This window comes from Acetobacter sp. DmW_136 (assembly GCF_008690365.1).
Lineage (GTDB): Bacteria > Pseudomonadota > Alphaproteobacteria > Acetobacterales > Acetobacteraceae > Acetobacter > Acetobacter oryzifermentans.
Map to the genome: position 1 here is coordinate 1 of NZ_VHON01000037.1, position 14,429 is coordinate 14,429.

Consider the following 14,429-nt stretch of genomic DNA (forward strand, 5'->3'; position numbering starts at 1 on the left):
GTGCCCCCCCGTGGTGGAAACCGCGTCCACCGTTTCGGCCCGCAGTTCATCCGCAACCTGCTTAAGCTGCTCAACCGAGAGATTGCGCAGATCCGCCGGATACTCAACCCGGTCCAGCGCAGGAAAACGCCCTAACGTCGGAATCGGTGAAGGCGCGCTCTTGTCCTGAGAACTGTCCATGCGATCGTTTCCATCTTTTTGTTGCGGGCTGCTGTCTGGTACCTGGGCGGATGACGCAACCCGAAGTGTGTCTTACGCCGCGTTTGCATGCCGACAGACATCGCGATCCGATGGCATGTGGTTTAATGTTTCACGCAAGAACGCAAGTATTGAAACAAAACAAGCTGGTGATTGTGGCCTTTTTGCAACAGGAGTGTGAAAACACTTGAGCTTGACAAACCACACAACATATATGCAGGCCAATATCTTCTTTCATGCGTGGCCGCGTAACGCGTGTATTCAGTATGCTGTCTGACCACCTGATGGCTCAGGGCGGAAATACTTGCCGCGGGTAGCACGGCCGCGTTTCTTGTTACACACTGAACTGAACAAGTTCTTTCCAGTCACGATACGGGCGTAAGTGATGCGCCGGAGCGGGGGTTTATGGCCGTACCGATAATGCAGGCCGTCAGGGTCGGCAAATATGTCGTCACACAGCATCTCAAGAAGCGGAAGCGCTATCCGCTTGTGCTGATGCTTGAGCCGCTTTTCCGTTGCAATCTGGCATGCGCAGGTTGCGGGAAGATCGACTACCCGGCTGCCATTCTCAACCAGCGCATGACCGTGCAGGAATGCATGGATGCAGATGCCGAGGCAGGCGCGCCAGTTGTGGCTGTGGCCGGTGGTGAACCGCTGCTGCACAAGGAAATGCCGCAGATTATTCGCGGTCTGATTGCGCGTAAAAAATACGTTTACCTGTGCACAAATGCCCTGCTGCTTGAAAAGAAGATGGATGAATATGAACCATCCCCCTTCTTCTCTTGGGATGTGCATCTGGATGGTGACAAAACCATGCACGATTCCTCCGTCTGCCAGGATGGGGTGTATGAACGTGCCGTGGCAGCCATTAAAAAAGCCAAGGAGCGCGGCTTCCGCGTTTCCATCAACTGCACCCTGTTTGATGGCGCAGATCCGCAGCGTGTTGCCAGTTTCTTTGATGAAGTGATGGCAATGGGTGTGGACGGAATCATGACCGCACCGGGTTATGCCTACGAACGCGCACCAGATCAGGAACACTTCCTGAACCGCCAGAAAACCAAGCAGCTTTTCCGCGATATCTTCCGTTTGGGCAAAGGCCACAAATGGCGGTTTACGCAGTCTCCGCTGTTCCTGAACTTCCTGGCGGGGAACGAGCAGTACCACTGCACGCCGTGGGGCAAGCCGCTGCGTAACGTGTTTGGCTGGCAGCGCCCGTGCTATCTGCTGGGTGAAGGCTATGCCAAGTCCTTCCGTGAGCTGATGGATGACACGAAGTGGGATGATTACGGCACCGGTAACTACGAAAAATGCGCTGATTGCATGGTGCATTCCGGTTACGAATCCACCGCTGTGATGGATGCCGTGCGTCGCCCTTGGCACATTGCCAAAGTGGCGCTGTTTGGCCCCGAAACAGAAAAACCAATGGCCCCAGAAATCTCGCTGGCAAACCAGCGCCCGGCCCAGTACGTCTTCTCCAAACAGGTGGAAGAACAGATGGACGCCATTGCCGCACGCAAGCCTGCCAAGGCCCCACGTGTGAAGGTGATTCGCACAGCCGAAGGCGCAAACGATGCTCCGGCAGCAAAGCCAGCAGTAGAAGCCACTGCGGCAGACTGATCGGGCCTTCCGAATCGGGTTTTGAAAAGGAGCGGTTCCCGCAAGGGGCCGCTCTTTTTTTGTGCTGAACGCCTAAAACATACCGAATTGGTCCGCTTTATCCGGAAGGCAGACATACTGCCGCCGCATAAGGCAATACGCTTTCCTGTATGGCCTAGCTGTGGCTTTGGGGGAAATCATCCCCTATTCTGCCCGCCAGAAACCCGCCACGCGGGTACCCTACACAGAGGGCATATCGTTTTTCATGGCACTTTCCATTCTTGTCATTTTCTTTTTGGTGTTGCTGAACGCCGTGTTTGCCATGGGGGAACTTGCACTTATTTCCGTGCGTATCCCCCGGCTGGTCATGTTGCAGGAACAAGGCGTACGCGGGGCCGAGCGGGCCATGCGGCTGGCGGAAGACCCGCAAATCTTCTTGCCCACAGTGCAAGTGGGCATGACACTTGTTTCCATTCTGGAAGGCACATTTGGTGGGGTGCAGATAGAAGCGCACCTTACCCCCATGCTGGAGCGTATTCCGGCCATTAAACCTATTGCCCCGCAGCTTTCCATGATTGTGGTGGTGGTGCTGATTACGGCCATTATGCTGGTGCTGGGTGAGCTTGTACCCAAGCAACTGGCCCTGCGCGAACCAGAAAAAGTGGCCGCCCGTCTGGCTGCACCGCTGGAGGTTCTGGCCAATGCCACCCGCCCGGTGGTGTGGTTGCTGCGCCAGTCTTCCAACGTGGTTCTGCGCCTGATGGGTGCGGCAGATGCCGTAAACCAGACGCTGACGGAAGAAGAACTGAAAGCCTACATTGCAGAAGGCGCGCGCTTGGGCGTGCTGGAGCATGAAGAACGCACCATGATCGAACGTCTGCTGCGCCTTGCAGACAGGCCCGTGCGTGCCATCATGACTCCCAGAAATGAGCTGGTATGGATAGACCGCCATGCCGGGCGCGAGGCACTGGTGCAGGCACTCAAGCAAACCACCTATGCCCGCCTTGTGGTGTGCGAGGGTGGGGTGGATAACCCCGTGGGTGTGGTTCTGGCCAAGGATATGCTGGACCGCGTTCTAGACGGCATGCCTGCCTCTATAGAGGCAGGTTTGCGCCCAATGGTGGTGGTGCCAGATAGTATTTCCGCGCTGGATATGCTGGAGCGCATGCGCAGTATTCCACTGGGCATGGCCTTCGTGTTTGATGAATACGGGGCGTTTGAAGGCATTGTTACGGCGTCTGATTTGTTTGATGCCATTGTGGGGGAAACTTCGCACGAGCCTCAAAAACTCACGCGCCTGAACACAGAACCGGCCCCAGATGCGGTGCTGATGCTGGATGGCACGGAATCCGCCGATGAAGTGAAAGACCAACTGGCCATCAAAACCCTGCCGGAAGAAGGCAGCTACCACACGCTGGGCGGCCTTATTCTGGCCCTTCTGCGCCGTGTGCCAGCAGTGGGGGATAAGGTGGCTTACGAGGGATGGCTGTTTGAGGTGCTGGAAATGGAGGGCCGTCGTGTTTCCCGCGTGCGGGCCAGCAGGCAGCCTCTGGCGGAAAACTGAGAGGCCACCACGCGGGCAGGTATTTGGCCTGCCCCAAGGGGCTCTCATGCAGCCTTGCCATAGGTTATAAAAAAGGGGCGCAGCCGGTTAAAGCTGCGCCCCTTTTTGTATGCGATAAGCCCTCTAAACCTGCACCGCAGAGCCTTAATGAAGGGTGCGGGTGTTGAGCGTATGCGCCAGTGCTTTTTCATCCTCAAAGTCTGGCCATGTGCTTTGGGCCAAGGCTGTAAGAGAAGGTGTCGGCAGCTTCATCTTGGCGGCATACATCCACAGGTAAGCAAGGGTGTGGTGCACGTAATCCCGCGTTTCTGTGTTGGGCAGCAGCTCCATAAACAGCAGCGGATCATTAGCTGCAGGGCCGGTGGAACTTTCCCAATGCGCAAGGGCGGAAGGCCCTGCGTTATAGCTGGCAAGCAGGCGGATAATATCTCCACCACGTGCCTCTGTGTGGTTGCTCTGGCGCGTTAGCCCCGCCAGATACTGCACATAGCGCTGCCCGATTTCCAGATTGATGCTGGGGTCATGCAGGGCTTCGGCGGAATGCACAAAATGGTGGTTCAGATTGGTGGGGGACTCGCTGGTGACAAAATCAGCCGTAAGGGGGCGGATCTGCATCAGGCCATGTGCCCCTGCGCCGGAAACAGCACGTGGGTCGAAGTTCGATTCCACACGGGCCAGTGCGTAAACAAGGGCAGGGTCCATGGTAAAGCCGTGCCGGGGGCGCAGCTGGGGCAGGGGTGTATCCTCTGCATTCTGCGCCGTGGCGGCATGGGTGTTCAGGGCATCGGCCATTTCTGTAGCCAGATCATGCAGCCCGGCTGTTTGCGCCACAAGCTGGAAGGCCCGCGCCAGTGTCACGTCTCGCAGGTCTGGCCATGCGCGGCGGATGGCGTTTTCTGCCATTTCCGGCTCACCAACTTGCAGCAGGGCAAACACGCGGCGGCCTACTTCGGAACTGCCAACGGCTTCGATATCAATTTCCGTTAGCACCGGAGCGGAGGACGCACTGTTATCCGGAACGGGGTTGTTTTCTAGCGGTTTAAAGCCAATAGCGTGTGTATGGGCGTTAGAGGCCGCATGGTCTGCCGGGGCTGGCTGCAACATCCGATAGGCCAGAAGCCCATAGAAACTACGCGGGAAAGCTGCCGCGTGTTGGAGCCACACATGCTGAGCATGGGCATTGCCGGTTTTTCCGTGCCCACGTGCGGCCCAAAAGGCGCAGGCGGCCCGCATTTCCGGCATGGCGCGCGGGGCGTGGGAGGCTTTTTCAAAAAACGGAATGGCTTCTGCGTAGGCTTGCTTCTGCCACAGGGCCAGCCCTGTAATGTAGCTGGCCAGTGGATTGCGCTCGCGGGAAAGATGTACAGCCGTGCGGCCAATATCCAGCGCCATATCCGTTTCACCCGAAACCAGCATGGCCTGTGCGGTTTCCGCTTGAAGCTGGGCCGCGTAAGCGGGCGTCATGCCCGGTGTAATGCTGATAAGGTGCAATGCACTGTGCACGCCCTTTAGCCCCCATGTGGTGCGTTCGCGCAAGGTGCGGTCTAGCAGGGGGTTACGGGTGAATTCCTGCGCCAGTGGGCCAGCCGCAAGGGCGGCGTGGGCCGGGGCTAAGTGGTCTGCCGGTGGGGCAGGGGGTAACGGGCCACCCCGTTCAGGCAACGCGGCAAGGCGCGCCCATATGGCCGGAGCATCGGCATAGCTGGTGTATTGTTTCAGCCAGTTCCGCAGCTCGGTCGCGTTGGGGTGGTAATTCGGGTTTAGGTAACGGTCTGCCTGTAGCTCACCCAACAGGGTGGAATCTGTGAGATGCGTGGTGCTGCTAATGGCTTCCGTGAACGCCCCCTGCTGTTGCAGGCGCAAAATAGCGCGCACCTGAGTGGCAACTTCCGGGGGAAGAGGTTTGGGGAGTGTAACATCATCACCTTCGGGGAAAGCCTGGCGTGGCAGAACCATAGCCAGCTCTTCGCTGTACGGTTCTGGCCCGGCTTCCGGGGGCTTGGCATGGGCTCTCGTCACAACGACGGAAGCGCTGGCCAAAAGGGCGGCACCAGCCAGAATGGCTTTTGCCGCGATCTGATGAGGAATTTGACCTATCGCTCGCATGGCTGGCGGGGTCTAGGCCCTTCCAGCCTAAAAGGCAAGTTTCCTGTCTGTAAGAAAAGGGAAAGGTTCTTCAAAAATTGTTGCATTCCCTGTGGTGAATCGCTGGTCAAGCTGGAAGAATTTCTATGATTTGCGCAGGTATTCCCACGGTTTATGCAACGTATTTCTTGCTGACATATTCTGTAACATCTGGCGCAGCGCTTACGCTTACATGCGTGTGCTGATTACATGCTTTGGCTGTCTTGGCGCAGGGTATCCATCACCGTCATCAGTGTTGCCCATATTTCACGCCGTGCAGCGGGGCTGGCCCGAAGTTGAAGCGGATGGCGCATGACCATAACCGGCAACGCAGGCAACCCCGGCAAGGTAATCTCCTGCCAGTTGCGGCGGGGCAGATCCGTTGTTTTGCCGAGCAGCATCCGGGCAGGCAGCCGCCCGCATAGCAACAGGCGCTGGGGGGCAAATAACGTTATGGCGCGTTCCAGAAAGGGGCGGCAGATGCGCTGATCCATCTCTGTTGGCGCGGTGCCCCCGGCTGGTCGCCACGGCAGGGCCGTAGCAAGGGCCAGTTGGCTGCGTTCCAAAGGCAGTGGGGCCAGCATGGTATCCAGCAGGGTGCCACATAGGCCCGCAAAAACCTGCCCGCTTCTATCTTCATCCTCATCCGGGGCTTCCCCAATCAGCATTAACGGGGCGTGGTGTGGTCCGGCGGGCATAAGGGTGTGCATGGCAGCGCCGCGCAAAGGGCATGCCATGAAGGAATCCATCGCCTGAAACAGCTCTTCTGGCGTAGTGGCGGCGGCGGCAAGGCGCTGCGCCTGTTCCACTGTATCTGCAAAGCTGGTGGGGCCAGGCTGCTGCTGTGGGGGGCGTTGCGCAGTGGTGGCAGGTGCCGGTGTTCTGCCCGTTCCGAGCTGCGGCGGTGTGTACGGTGGCGCCTGCTGGGGCGTTTTGCCCCGTAGCGGAGGCAACACAAGCCCGGCCCCGGCGTGCCGATGATCGACCGCAGCATCGGTTACAGCAACATCCACGCCCCATTCCGTATAAAGGCGCAGGAGAGACAGAGCAGCTTCCATCATATAAACCGTATCATAAAGCGGACGGTTTGGTGGTTTGGCGCGGGCGCGTTAGACAAAACCAGTCGTTCATGTCGTTCCTTTCCGCTCTGCCAGAAGGGGTGGGGCATCCGTGGGCGGCCTGCCCGGTTGCCACCGTATCCTGTAGATAGGGTTCTTATGCTGTTTTGTCGCCTTCTGCCTACGGTTTTCATGCTGCTTTCCGCCACTGTGCTGGCTTCTCCGCTGTATGCGGCCCAGCCCGATACATCTGGCGCAGCCCTTAAAGGGGCCGAACCCAAAGCAGATACTGCGCTTATGCATGCGCCTGTCGGGCATGTCGATTCGGGGGCGTTTCTAAGCGCCGTCATTGCCGTTCGCAGGGGGGATGACCTTCAGGCCGCACGCTCTTTCCGCCAGGCCGCAGCCGCAGACCCACAGAATATGGACCTGTTGAAGCAGGCTTTTGTGCGCAGTGTTATGGCGGGGGATGCCGATGCGGTGCCGCTGGCCCACAAGTTGGATAAGCTGCCCGGCGCGCAAAGCGTCATCTCCGCTTTGGTGTTGGGGAACGATGCCGCTGCGCGCGGTGAGTGGGGCGAGGCGCTGACCTATTACCACCAAGCACGCACAGACCCGCTGACACATCTTATTATGCCGCTATTGCTGGCATGGTGTGAACAGGCCCAAGGCCATGCGGATGCGGCGGTGGAAAGCCTGACCCATATTCAAAAATCTGTTCTGGTGCCGTTTTACACGCTGCACGCCGCCCTGATTGCGCAGGTAGCAGGCCAGACAGACCGCGCAGGCCAGCTTTTTGATGCAACGCGCAAGATCATGCCGGGGGGTGATCTGCTGCTTACCCGTTCCTACGCCGCATGGTTGTGGGAGCACGGGCAGAAAGAAAAAGCCCGCGCCGAGCTGCGCAAGCTGGAAGGGGATGATCCAGTTCTGTTGCTGGCTGGCCCGCAGCTTCAGGCCACCATTTCGCACTTCCCGGTCACATCGGCGCGCGGAGGTATTGCGCGGGCTTACATTCTTACGGCGTTTTTGCTGCGCCAACAGGGGCGGGAGCAAGCCCAACAGGCCGCAGCCACAGGCGGCATGGTGGGGAATGATGCCAACCTCTACCAGTTTAACGAGGCCGCACGCCTGATGCTGGGCTTTGCCTTGGCGATGGACCCCACATTGGCTGAAGCCCGTCTGATGCTGGCCGAAATCCAGATTGATGAAGACCACGGGGCTGCTGCGCGTGAAACATTGCTGCGCGTGCCGCAGTCTGATCCCATGTCCCCCGTGGCGCGGCTGCGGCTGGCGGTGCTGGATTCCACGCCCGATCAGGCCACCGAGGCGGTAAACCTGTTGCGCCCGCTTGTGGCCCAGTTGCCAGATCAGATTCTGCTTCAGCGTGCCTTGGGCAATGCGCTGGTGCAGCAGAAGGACTGGAAAGGCGCAATTGCCGCCTATACCAAAGCCATAGACCTTGCCACAGCCCAAAAAGATGTGGATTGGACGCTGCTTTTCCTGCGCGCCATGGTGTACCACGAAATGGGGGATTGGCCCCACGCGCGGGATGATGCCCGCGCCGCACTGGCTTACGCGCCAGACGAATCCATGCTGCTGAATTTTCTGGGGTATTCTATGGTGGAGCGGCATGAAAACCTGCCCGAAGCCGAAAAACTTTTGCGCAAGGCGCACCAGCTTTCCCCCGATGATGCCGCTATTACAGACAGCCTCGGCTGGGTGCGCGCAGAGCGTGGAGACCTGAACGAGGCGCTGGATCTTTTAGAAAAAGCCGCAGAAAAAACACCAGAAGACCCGGAAGTGAATTATCATTTGGGCGAGGTTTACTGGCGGCAGGGCCGCAAGACCGAAGCCATAGATCAGTGGAACGTGGCTTTGGGGCTGCACCCTATTCCGTCGGATGAAGTATTGATACGTGCTGCGCTCAAGCGTGCAGGTGTAGAGCCGGATGTAAAAAAAGCAGATCAGGCCGCGCCCGCTAAAGTTGCGCCGCAGGATAAAGGAACACACACGCCATGACAGTTGATGTTCTGGATGTTGCAACCACAACCCTAACAGAAATCGCACCAGCAAAAATCAATCTGTATTTGCATGTTACTGGCCGCAGGCCAGATGGATACCACTTGCTGGATAGCCTTGTGGTGTTTGCTGGCGCTGGGGATGTGCTGCGTTATGAGCCGGGTTCTGAACCTCTGCATCTCAAGCTGGAAGGCCGCTTTGGCCGCGCCCTTGGGGCAGATGCCGCTGGGGCCGATAATCTGGTTATGAAAGCCGCCGCAGTGCTGCGTGATCTGGCCGGGCCAGATGCCAATGTGCAGGGTGGCTGCCTTGTGCTGGAAAAAAACCTGCCCGTGGCCTCTGGCATTGGTGGGGGTTCGGCAGATGCCGCCGCGGCCCTACGCCTGCTAAACCGGGCATGGAACGCGCAGGTGGGTGAACCAACCCTGTTCCGTGTAGCGGAAACATTGGGGGCGGATGTGCCCGTATGCCTGCTAAGCCAGACCGTGCGGATGGAAGGTATTGGGGAAACCCTTACCCCCGCGCCGCGTTTGCCAGAGTGTGGCCTTGTGTTGGTAAATTGCGGGCAGGCTGTTTCCACCCCGGATGTGTTCCGCAAAAGAACCGGCGATTTTGTGCCTAGGGCTGCTTTGCCGCAAAGCTGGCCCAATAGTGCTGCTATGGTGGAAACCTTAAAGGCGCAGGAAAACAGTCTGGAAGCTCCGGCATGCAATGTATGCCCGCCCGTTAAGCGGGTGTTGGCCGATATTGCCATGCAACCAGAATGCCAGTTGGCCCGCATGAGCGGTTCTGGCGCCACGTGTTTTGGTGTGTTCCCTACCGTAGAAGCCGCGCGAGAAGCGGCAGACAGGTTGGCAGATGCACACGCCGCATGGTGGGTGTGGGGTGGTGCTCTGGTTTAAGAGGCTTTGCCACACCATATCAGCGTAAAGTTTTTTGGTGAGCCGAAAGGGCGCAAGCCTGTTTTGGGGTAACCGAGGGTAGGAGGTTATATGTCTTCCAAGCTTGATCTGTCTCTTTCAGCAGACCACACAGAAGTACATCTTAAGGTGCTAGAGCAGGAAGATCAGCCTGCGGTAGATATTGCGCTTTCGGTAGAAGACATCACCCGGCTGATTCAGGTTTTGGGCCAGTGCCGGGAAACAATGCTGGAAGGTAAGGAACTGCCGCCCATAGAAGGCGCTACTTTTACACCTGTTACGCGCACCAAATGGGCGCTTCAACCCGAAGCCAGCACGGATGGCTCTGTTCTGGCTTTTCAGCACCCGGCCTTTGGCCCGGTAGGGCTTGTGCTGCCACCAGCAGATGCAGACCGCCTGATGCATGGTTTGCACATGCACCAGCAAATGCGCCAGCAGCCTATTAAACCACGCGGGCGTTTGAACTGATTTCTGGCTGTTTATTCAGATGGCATCATTAAGGCCGCAAAAGTTTGCCCCGTGCAGCAGAAAAACCACACGGGGCAGAAAGCAGGCGTTCAGGATTTCCGGCAGTTACGAATATGCGCCATCAGGGCGGTAAGGCTCATGGCCGTAAGCGCACCAAAAATGCTTGCCCGCAAGCTGCTGGAAACAAAAAAGGTTAGCGGGCTGTCCACCCTGCGGGAGTGCTCATTAAACGGGCCTTGCGCCCCAAAGGAACCGGGCACGGATTTGTATAAATCATCCGGCTGCGGGCCTTCTGCCCAATCATGCTCCATCTGGGCCTTATAGCCTTTCTCTGCCAAGCGGGCTTCACGGCAGCCGGGGGCAATCATGTGCCACAGGGCGGCAAAGCTGTTGGTGGCGCCAATGGAGATAGAGCGGCTGGTGCTAAAGGCGGCACGGCAAATGGCTTCTGCCGCTACTTCGGGTTCATACACCGGGCCAACGGGTTTTAAGCGCTTGCCCGTAAGGTTGCGTGTCCAGCCATAATGGGGGGTGTTGATGGCGGGCAAATCCACCATCACCACGCGAATATTATCGGCATCGTGCCGCAGCTCTGGGCGCAGGCTTTCACAAAAACCGCGCAGGGCAGAACGTGCCCCGTTTTCTGCTGCCTGAAGCGGCATGCCGCGTAAATTGGGGGCCAGATCCAGATTGATAATAGCCCCTTGCCCGCGCCGACGCATAACGCCAAGTGCGGCCAATGTGCCGTTTACGCTGCCCAGATAGGTTACCTCTGTGGCCCGGCGGATATCATCGGCAGAAAGAGTGGAAACCTGCCCAACAACCGTGGCCCCGGCGCAGTTGGCCCAAACTGAAATGGGGCCAAGTTCTGTTTCAATACGCTCTGCCGCATCCTGCACGGCTTTGGCGTCTGAAACATCCAGCGGAATGACCAATGACCGCACAGAATGTTTGGCCAGATTTTCTGCTGTTTCTTTCAGCCGGTCTTCATTGCGGCCCAGCAGGGCAATATCAAACCCGGCGCGGCCCAGCGCACGTGCCGCCGCGCGGCCAATACCGGCGCCTGCGCCTGTAATCACAGCTATCTGGGTTGGCATCCGCGTTTTTTCTCCCGGTTATCACTCAAGCAAGATGTTTAAAATCTGGCTACCATTTTGCGCTGCAATCGGGCAGGGCACAAGCCACAGGGCAGGGGTTCTGCCCCGCGTGGGCTTTTATGCAAGGGCCAGACTTACAGATATTTCAGCGCAATAATGCCGCCTAAAAACACGATGGCAAATGCCCCGGCCACCAGCGGCAGGCGTTTTTCCAGAAAATCCTGAATAGGGGCCCCAAAGCGCCACAAAAGGCCCGCCACCAGCATAAACCGCACACCGCGCGTTACAAGGCTGGCCAGCATAAAAGGCAAAATGGCAAAATGCGCCATGCCGCTGGCAATGGTTACAAACTTGTAGGGGATAGGCGTTAGCCCCTTAAGCAGAATAATCCACACACCCCATTGGCGGAATTTTTCCTGCAAGGTCAGCAGCGTGGCCTCGGCATGGTAAAAATGCACAATCGGGCGGGCTATCGTATCCAGCAATGCCGCCCCAATCAGCCAGCCCAGCAGGCCACCGGCCACACTGGCTACCGTGCAGATGGCGGCATAAACCCATGCCTTTTGCCTATGTGCCAACACCATGGGCACCAGTAGCGTTTCTGGCGGAAGGGGGAAAAAGCTGGCTTCTGCAAAAGCCAGCGCCGCCAGCCATAAAGGCGCGTAGGGGCTGGCGGCGTGCCGCAAAACGCGGGCATACAGGCGGTTTAGCATATGGGTTTAAATACTACATTCGTTCGCGGCGCAGAACATCCTCCGCCTTGGCGTGGATGGTATCATATTCTTCCTGCGTCAGGTTCCCCCGGTGCAGCATTTCGCTGGCCCGTGCCAGCGCATCACGCGCATGGGTGGCATCGGGAATGGGGTAGCGGCGGCCGGGCAGGGCAAAGGCATCATCGGGCAGGGCGTTGCGTTCTTCAGTTGTCAGCTTAGACATGGTTGGTCTTCCTGTCTTCCTCACACAGTTCAGAGGCACTTTCCAGTTCGTCCAGTTCCGCCATGGCAGCTTCTGCGCTGGTGGTGGGAACATCGGAAACCGGTGTGCTGCTCCGCACTCCCGCTGCCAGAGGATGCTGTGCGGGAGAGACTTCTAATGTTTGTGTCACACGGAACGCCGTCAAGACTGCAAAAGAGCCAAACACTATCGCCCCCAGCGCTTGCCCGGCTTGCACGCCAAGCGGGCCAAAGCGTGCGCCCATCATTACAAACGGAATGGTGCCCAGCGTGGCCCGCCCCCAGTTAAAGGCGGTGGAATACAGCGGAAAACCAAGGTTGTTAAAGGCGGCATTCGCTACAAACAGCATGCCCACAAACAGATAACTGCCGATTGTCCATGTGCAGAACATATGGATAAGGGCCGCGGCATCGCCTTGCGCATCATACATGGCCACAACGCCGTTTTGCGCACAAAACAGGAGCAACCATGTGGCCCCAACGCTCAGAATCACCAGCTTGAGGGCTGCACGCAGGGTTTCTCGCACACGGTCGCACTGCCCGGCGCCAAGGTTCTGGCCCATAATAGGGCCAACAGATCCGGTAAGTGCAAAAACCAGCGCAAACAGCACAGGCACCGTACGCTCGATAGAGGCCTGCCCTGCAACAGCGGCCAACCCAAAGTGCGCCATGGCCTGCGTAACGTACACACCCCCAACAGGCGTGGCCAGATTGGTAAGAATGGCCGGAAAAGCCACTGTGGCCACGCGTTTGGTATCGGGCACAATTCGGTGGGCTTGTGGCATGGCCAGCATATCGTGCCGCAATGCGCCGCGCAGGCCCACTGTTGCCACCACCGCGCGTGAAAGCACTGTGCTGATAGCCGCCCCCATAAGCCCTTCATGCAGCCCAAAAATAAACAGAGGGTCCAGCACCGCAGCAACTACGGCCCCCAGCAACGTAATGTGCATGGAGCCCTTGGCATCCCCCACCACGCGCATAAGGGAGGAAGCCCCCATACCCGCACAAATAAGGGGTAAAGCGGGGCTAACGGTGCGCAGGAATGTGGTGGCGTTGGCCAAGGCCTCACCCTGCGCGCCAAACAGCAGCAGAATGGGGTGGGCAAAAATCATGGTGCCGATACCCAGCACCATTGCCAGCCCGATCATGACAGTAAGGGCGGAGGAGGCAATGCCGCGTGCCTCATCCGCACGGCCTGCGCCAATCTCACGCGCGGTGGCGGCACTTATGCCAATGGTTAGCCCGATGGAAACAGCAATCTGCAAGCCAATAACGGCCCCGGCAAAGCCAATGGCAGCCGTAAGGGCGGTGTTACCCAAGTGGCTGATATACACCATATTGAGCATATCCACCGCAAACACTGCCATAAGGCCAATGGCCCCGGTGCCAGCCATAACCAGCACGTGGCGCATGATGCTGCCGGTGGTAAAGCAGGCCTTGTGGCGTCCGCTAGGCGGGGAGGGCCGGTTCATTCATGCTCCGTGTGGGCTGTGCTGTGTGCGCGGGCCGAGATGGGGGTTGAGTATGTCATGACTTGTGCCCCATGCGAACAGGGAGAACACGGAACATCTGCCCTGAAAGGCGTGCAAGCCCGAATAACGGGCTGCAAGAACCGCGTTTAGAGGGTAGGCGGCGTTTCTTCGGGCTTTTCTGCGTCTGCCTTGCGTTCCAGCGGGCGGCCTAAATACGCTTCCAGCACCTGCTCTGTGGGGCCATCCATACGTACCTGCCCCTGATCCAGCCAGATCAGGCGGTTGCACCAATCGGCCATTACATCCGCCATATGGCTGGAGAGCACCAGAATATCGGCACGGGAGACAAGGTTTTCAAGCCGGGCACGGGCACGGTTACGGAAGGAGGCATCCCCCGCCATAAACCATTCATCCATCAGCAACACATCGGGCATGATAGCCGTGGCCAAGCCAAAGGAAAGGCGCACCATCATGCCCGAACTGTAGGTGTTTACGGGCAGGTCCATAAAAGCGCCAAGGCTGGCAAAGTTTTCTACATCGACCTCAACCTGCGCGGTCTGCTCCTTGCTGAGGCCAGAGAACATGCCGCGCAGGCGAATGTTCTCCCGCCCGGTTAGGTCCATGTTCATGCCCAGTTCGGGGTCTAGCAGTGTGCCAATGCTGCCGCGCACCGTAACACTGCCGCCTACGGGTTCATAAATACCGGCCAGCGCGCGCAACAGCGTGGTTTTGCCCGCCCCGTTGCCACCTACAAGGCCCAGCCTGTCCCCCGGTTGCAGGGTAAAGCTTACACCTTTAAGCGCCTGCACCACCACGCGGTCTCGGTTATCGTGCATGAAGCGGGTGTTGAGCGTACGGCCCAGTGTTTTGCTGAGCGATTTGCGCAAGCTGCGGGCATTGCCATGATACAGCGGAAAGGTGATTTGCAGGTTTTCAACCGCAATATCCGTCATGCGC

Annotated in this window: 13 protein-coding genes; 5 read left to right on the top strand and 8 right to left on the bottom strand. The window is 58.3% G+C overall.

The genetic code is table 11. The annotated features are described in order from the left end of the window. On the bottom strand, positions 1 to 180 hold a 180-nt coding region (locus FKW31_RS12025), incomplete at its 3' end, for a 1-deoxy-D-xylulose-5-phosphate synthase N-terminal domain-containing protein (RefSeq protein ID WP_150178650.1). 423 nt (positions 181 to 603) lie between these two features. Between FKW31_RS12025 and hpnH the strand changes: the two genes are divergently transcribed. Both hpnH and FKW31_RS12045 read left to right on the top strand, forming a co-directional pair. After that, a complete protein-coding gene (gene hpnH, locus FKW31_RS12040; RefSeq protein WP_006116953.1) occupies positions 604 to 1,815 on the top strand; it encodes an adenosyl-hopene transferase HpnH in 1,212 nt (403 codons plus the stop codon). A gap of 160 nt (positions 1,816 to 1,975) precedes the next feature. Next, positions 1,976 to 3,358 (top strand): hemolysin family protein, encoded by a 1,383-nt coding sequence (locus FKW31_RS12045; RefSeq protein ID WP_006116954.1) that lies wholly within the window; start codon positions 1,976 to 1,978, stop codon positions 3,356 to 3,358. Positions 3,359 to 3,502: 144 nt separating this feature from the next. Here the strand turns inward: FKW31_RS12045 and FKW31_RS12050 are convergent, their stop codons facing one another. Beyond that, positions 3,503 to 5,464, bottom strand: a complete 1,962-nt coding sequence (locus FKW31_RS12050) for a lytic transglycosylase domain-containing protein (protein ID WP_150178651.1) — start codon at positions 5,462 to 5,464, stop codon at positions 3,503 to 3,505. A gap of 224 nt (positions 5,465 to 5,688) precedes the next feature. After that, entirely contained in the window at positions 5,689 to 6,543 is an 855-nt protein-coding gene (locus FKW31_RS12055; RefSeq protein WP_006116956.1) for a uracil-DNA glycosylase family protein, read from the bottom strand. Positions 6,544 to 6,699: 156 nt separating this feature from the next. Between FKW31_RS12055 and FKW31_RS12060 the strand changes: the two genes are divergently transcribed. The 3 genes from FKW31_RS12060 (at position 6,700) to FKW31_RS12070 (ending at position 9,950) form a co-directional block, all read left to right on the top strand. Beyond that, a complete protein-coding gene (locus FKW31_RS12060) occupies positions 6,700 to 8,562 on the top strand; it encodes a tetratricopeptide repeat protein (protein ID WP_150178652.1) in 1,863 nt (620 codons plus the stop codon). Next, complete coding sequence (locus FKW31_RS12065; protein ID WP_006116958.1) at positions 8,559 to 9,464, top strand: 4-(cytidine 5'-diphospho)-2-C-methyl-D-erythritol kinase; 906 nt, start codon at positions 8,559 to 8,561, stop codon at positions 9,462 to 9,464. Before FKW31_RS12060 ends, FKW31_RS12065 begins: the two co-directional genes overlap by 4 nt. 90 nt (positions 9,465 to 9,554) lie before the next feature. Next, positions 9,555 to 9,950, top strand: a complete 396-nt coding sequence (locus FKW31_RS12070; RefSeq protein WP_006116959.1) for a hypothetical protein — start codon at positions 9,555 to 9,557, stop codon at positions 9,948 to 9,950. Between the two features lie 89 nt (positions 9,951 to 10,039). Here FKW31_RS12070 and FKW31_RS12075 read toward each other — a convergent pair whose 3' ends face one another. From FKW31_RS12075 to FKW31_RS12095, 5 genes are all read right to left on the bottom strand, one after another. Continuing rightward, complete coding sequence (locus FKW31_RS12075) at positions 10,040 to 11,047, bottom strand: SDR family oxidoreductase (protein WP_063353535.1); 1,008 nt, start codon at positions 11,045 to 11,047, stop codon at positions 10,040 to 10,042. A 134-nt stretch (positions 11,048 to 11,181) separates the two neighbouring features. Next, on the bottom strand, positions 11,182 to 11,760 hold the full coding sequence (locus FKW31_RS12080) for a YqaA family protein (protein ID WP_006116961.1): 579 nt from the start codon (positions 11,758 to 11,760) through the stop codon (positions 11,182 to 11,184). A 13-nt stretch (positions 11,761 to 11,773) separates the two neighbouring features. Beyond that, entirely contained in the window at positions 11,774 to 11,983 is a 210-nt protein-coding gene (locus tag FKW31_RS12085; protein WP_003625103.1) for a hypothetical protein, read from the bottom strand. Further along, entirely contained in the window at positions 11,976 to 13,472 is a 1,497-nt protein-coding gene (locus FKW31_RS12090) for an MATE family efflux transporter (protein WP_150178653.1), read from the bottom strand. Before FKW31_RS12090 ends, FKW31_RS12085 begins: the two co-directional genes overlap by 8 nt. 146 nt (positions 13,473 to 13,618) lie before the next feature. Beyond that, on the bottom strand, positions 13,619 to 14,425 hold the full coding sequence (locus FKW31_RS12095; protein WP_039891909.1) for an ABC transporter ATP-binding protein: 807 nt from the start codon (positions 14,423 to 14,425) through the stop codon (positions 13,619 to 13,621). Positions 14,426 to 14,429: the final 4 nt, after the last annotated feature.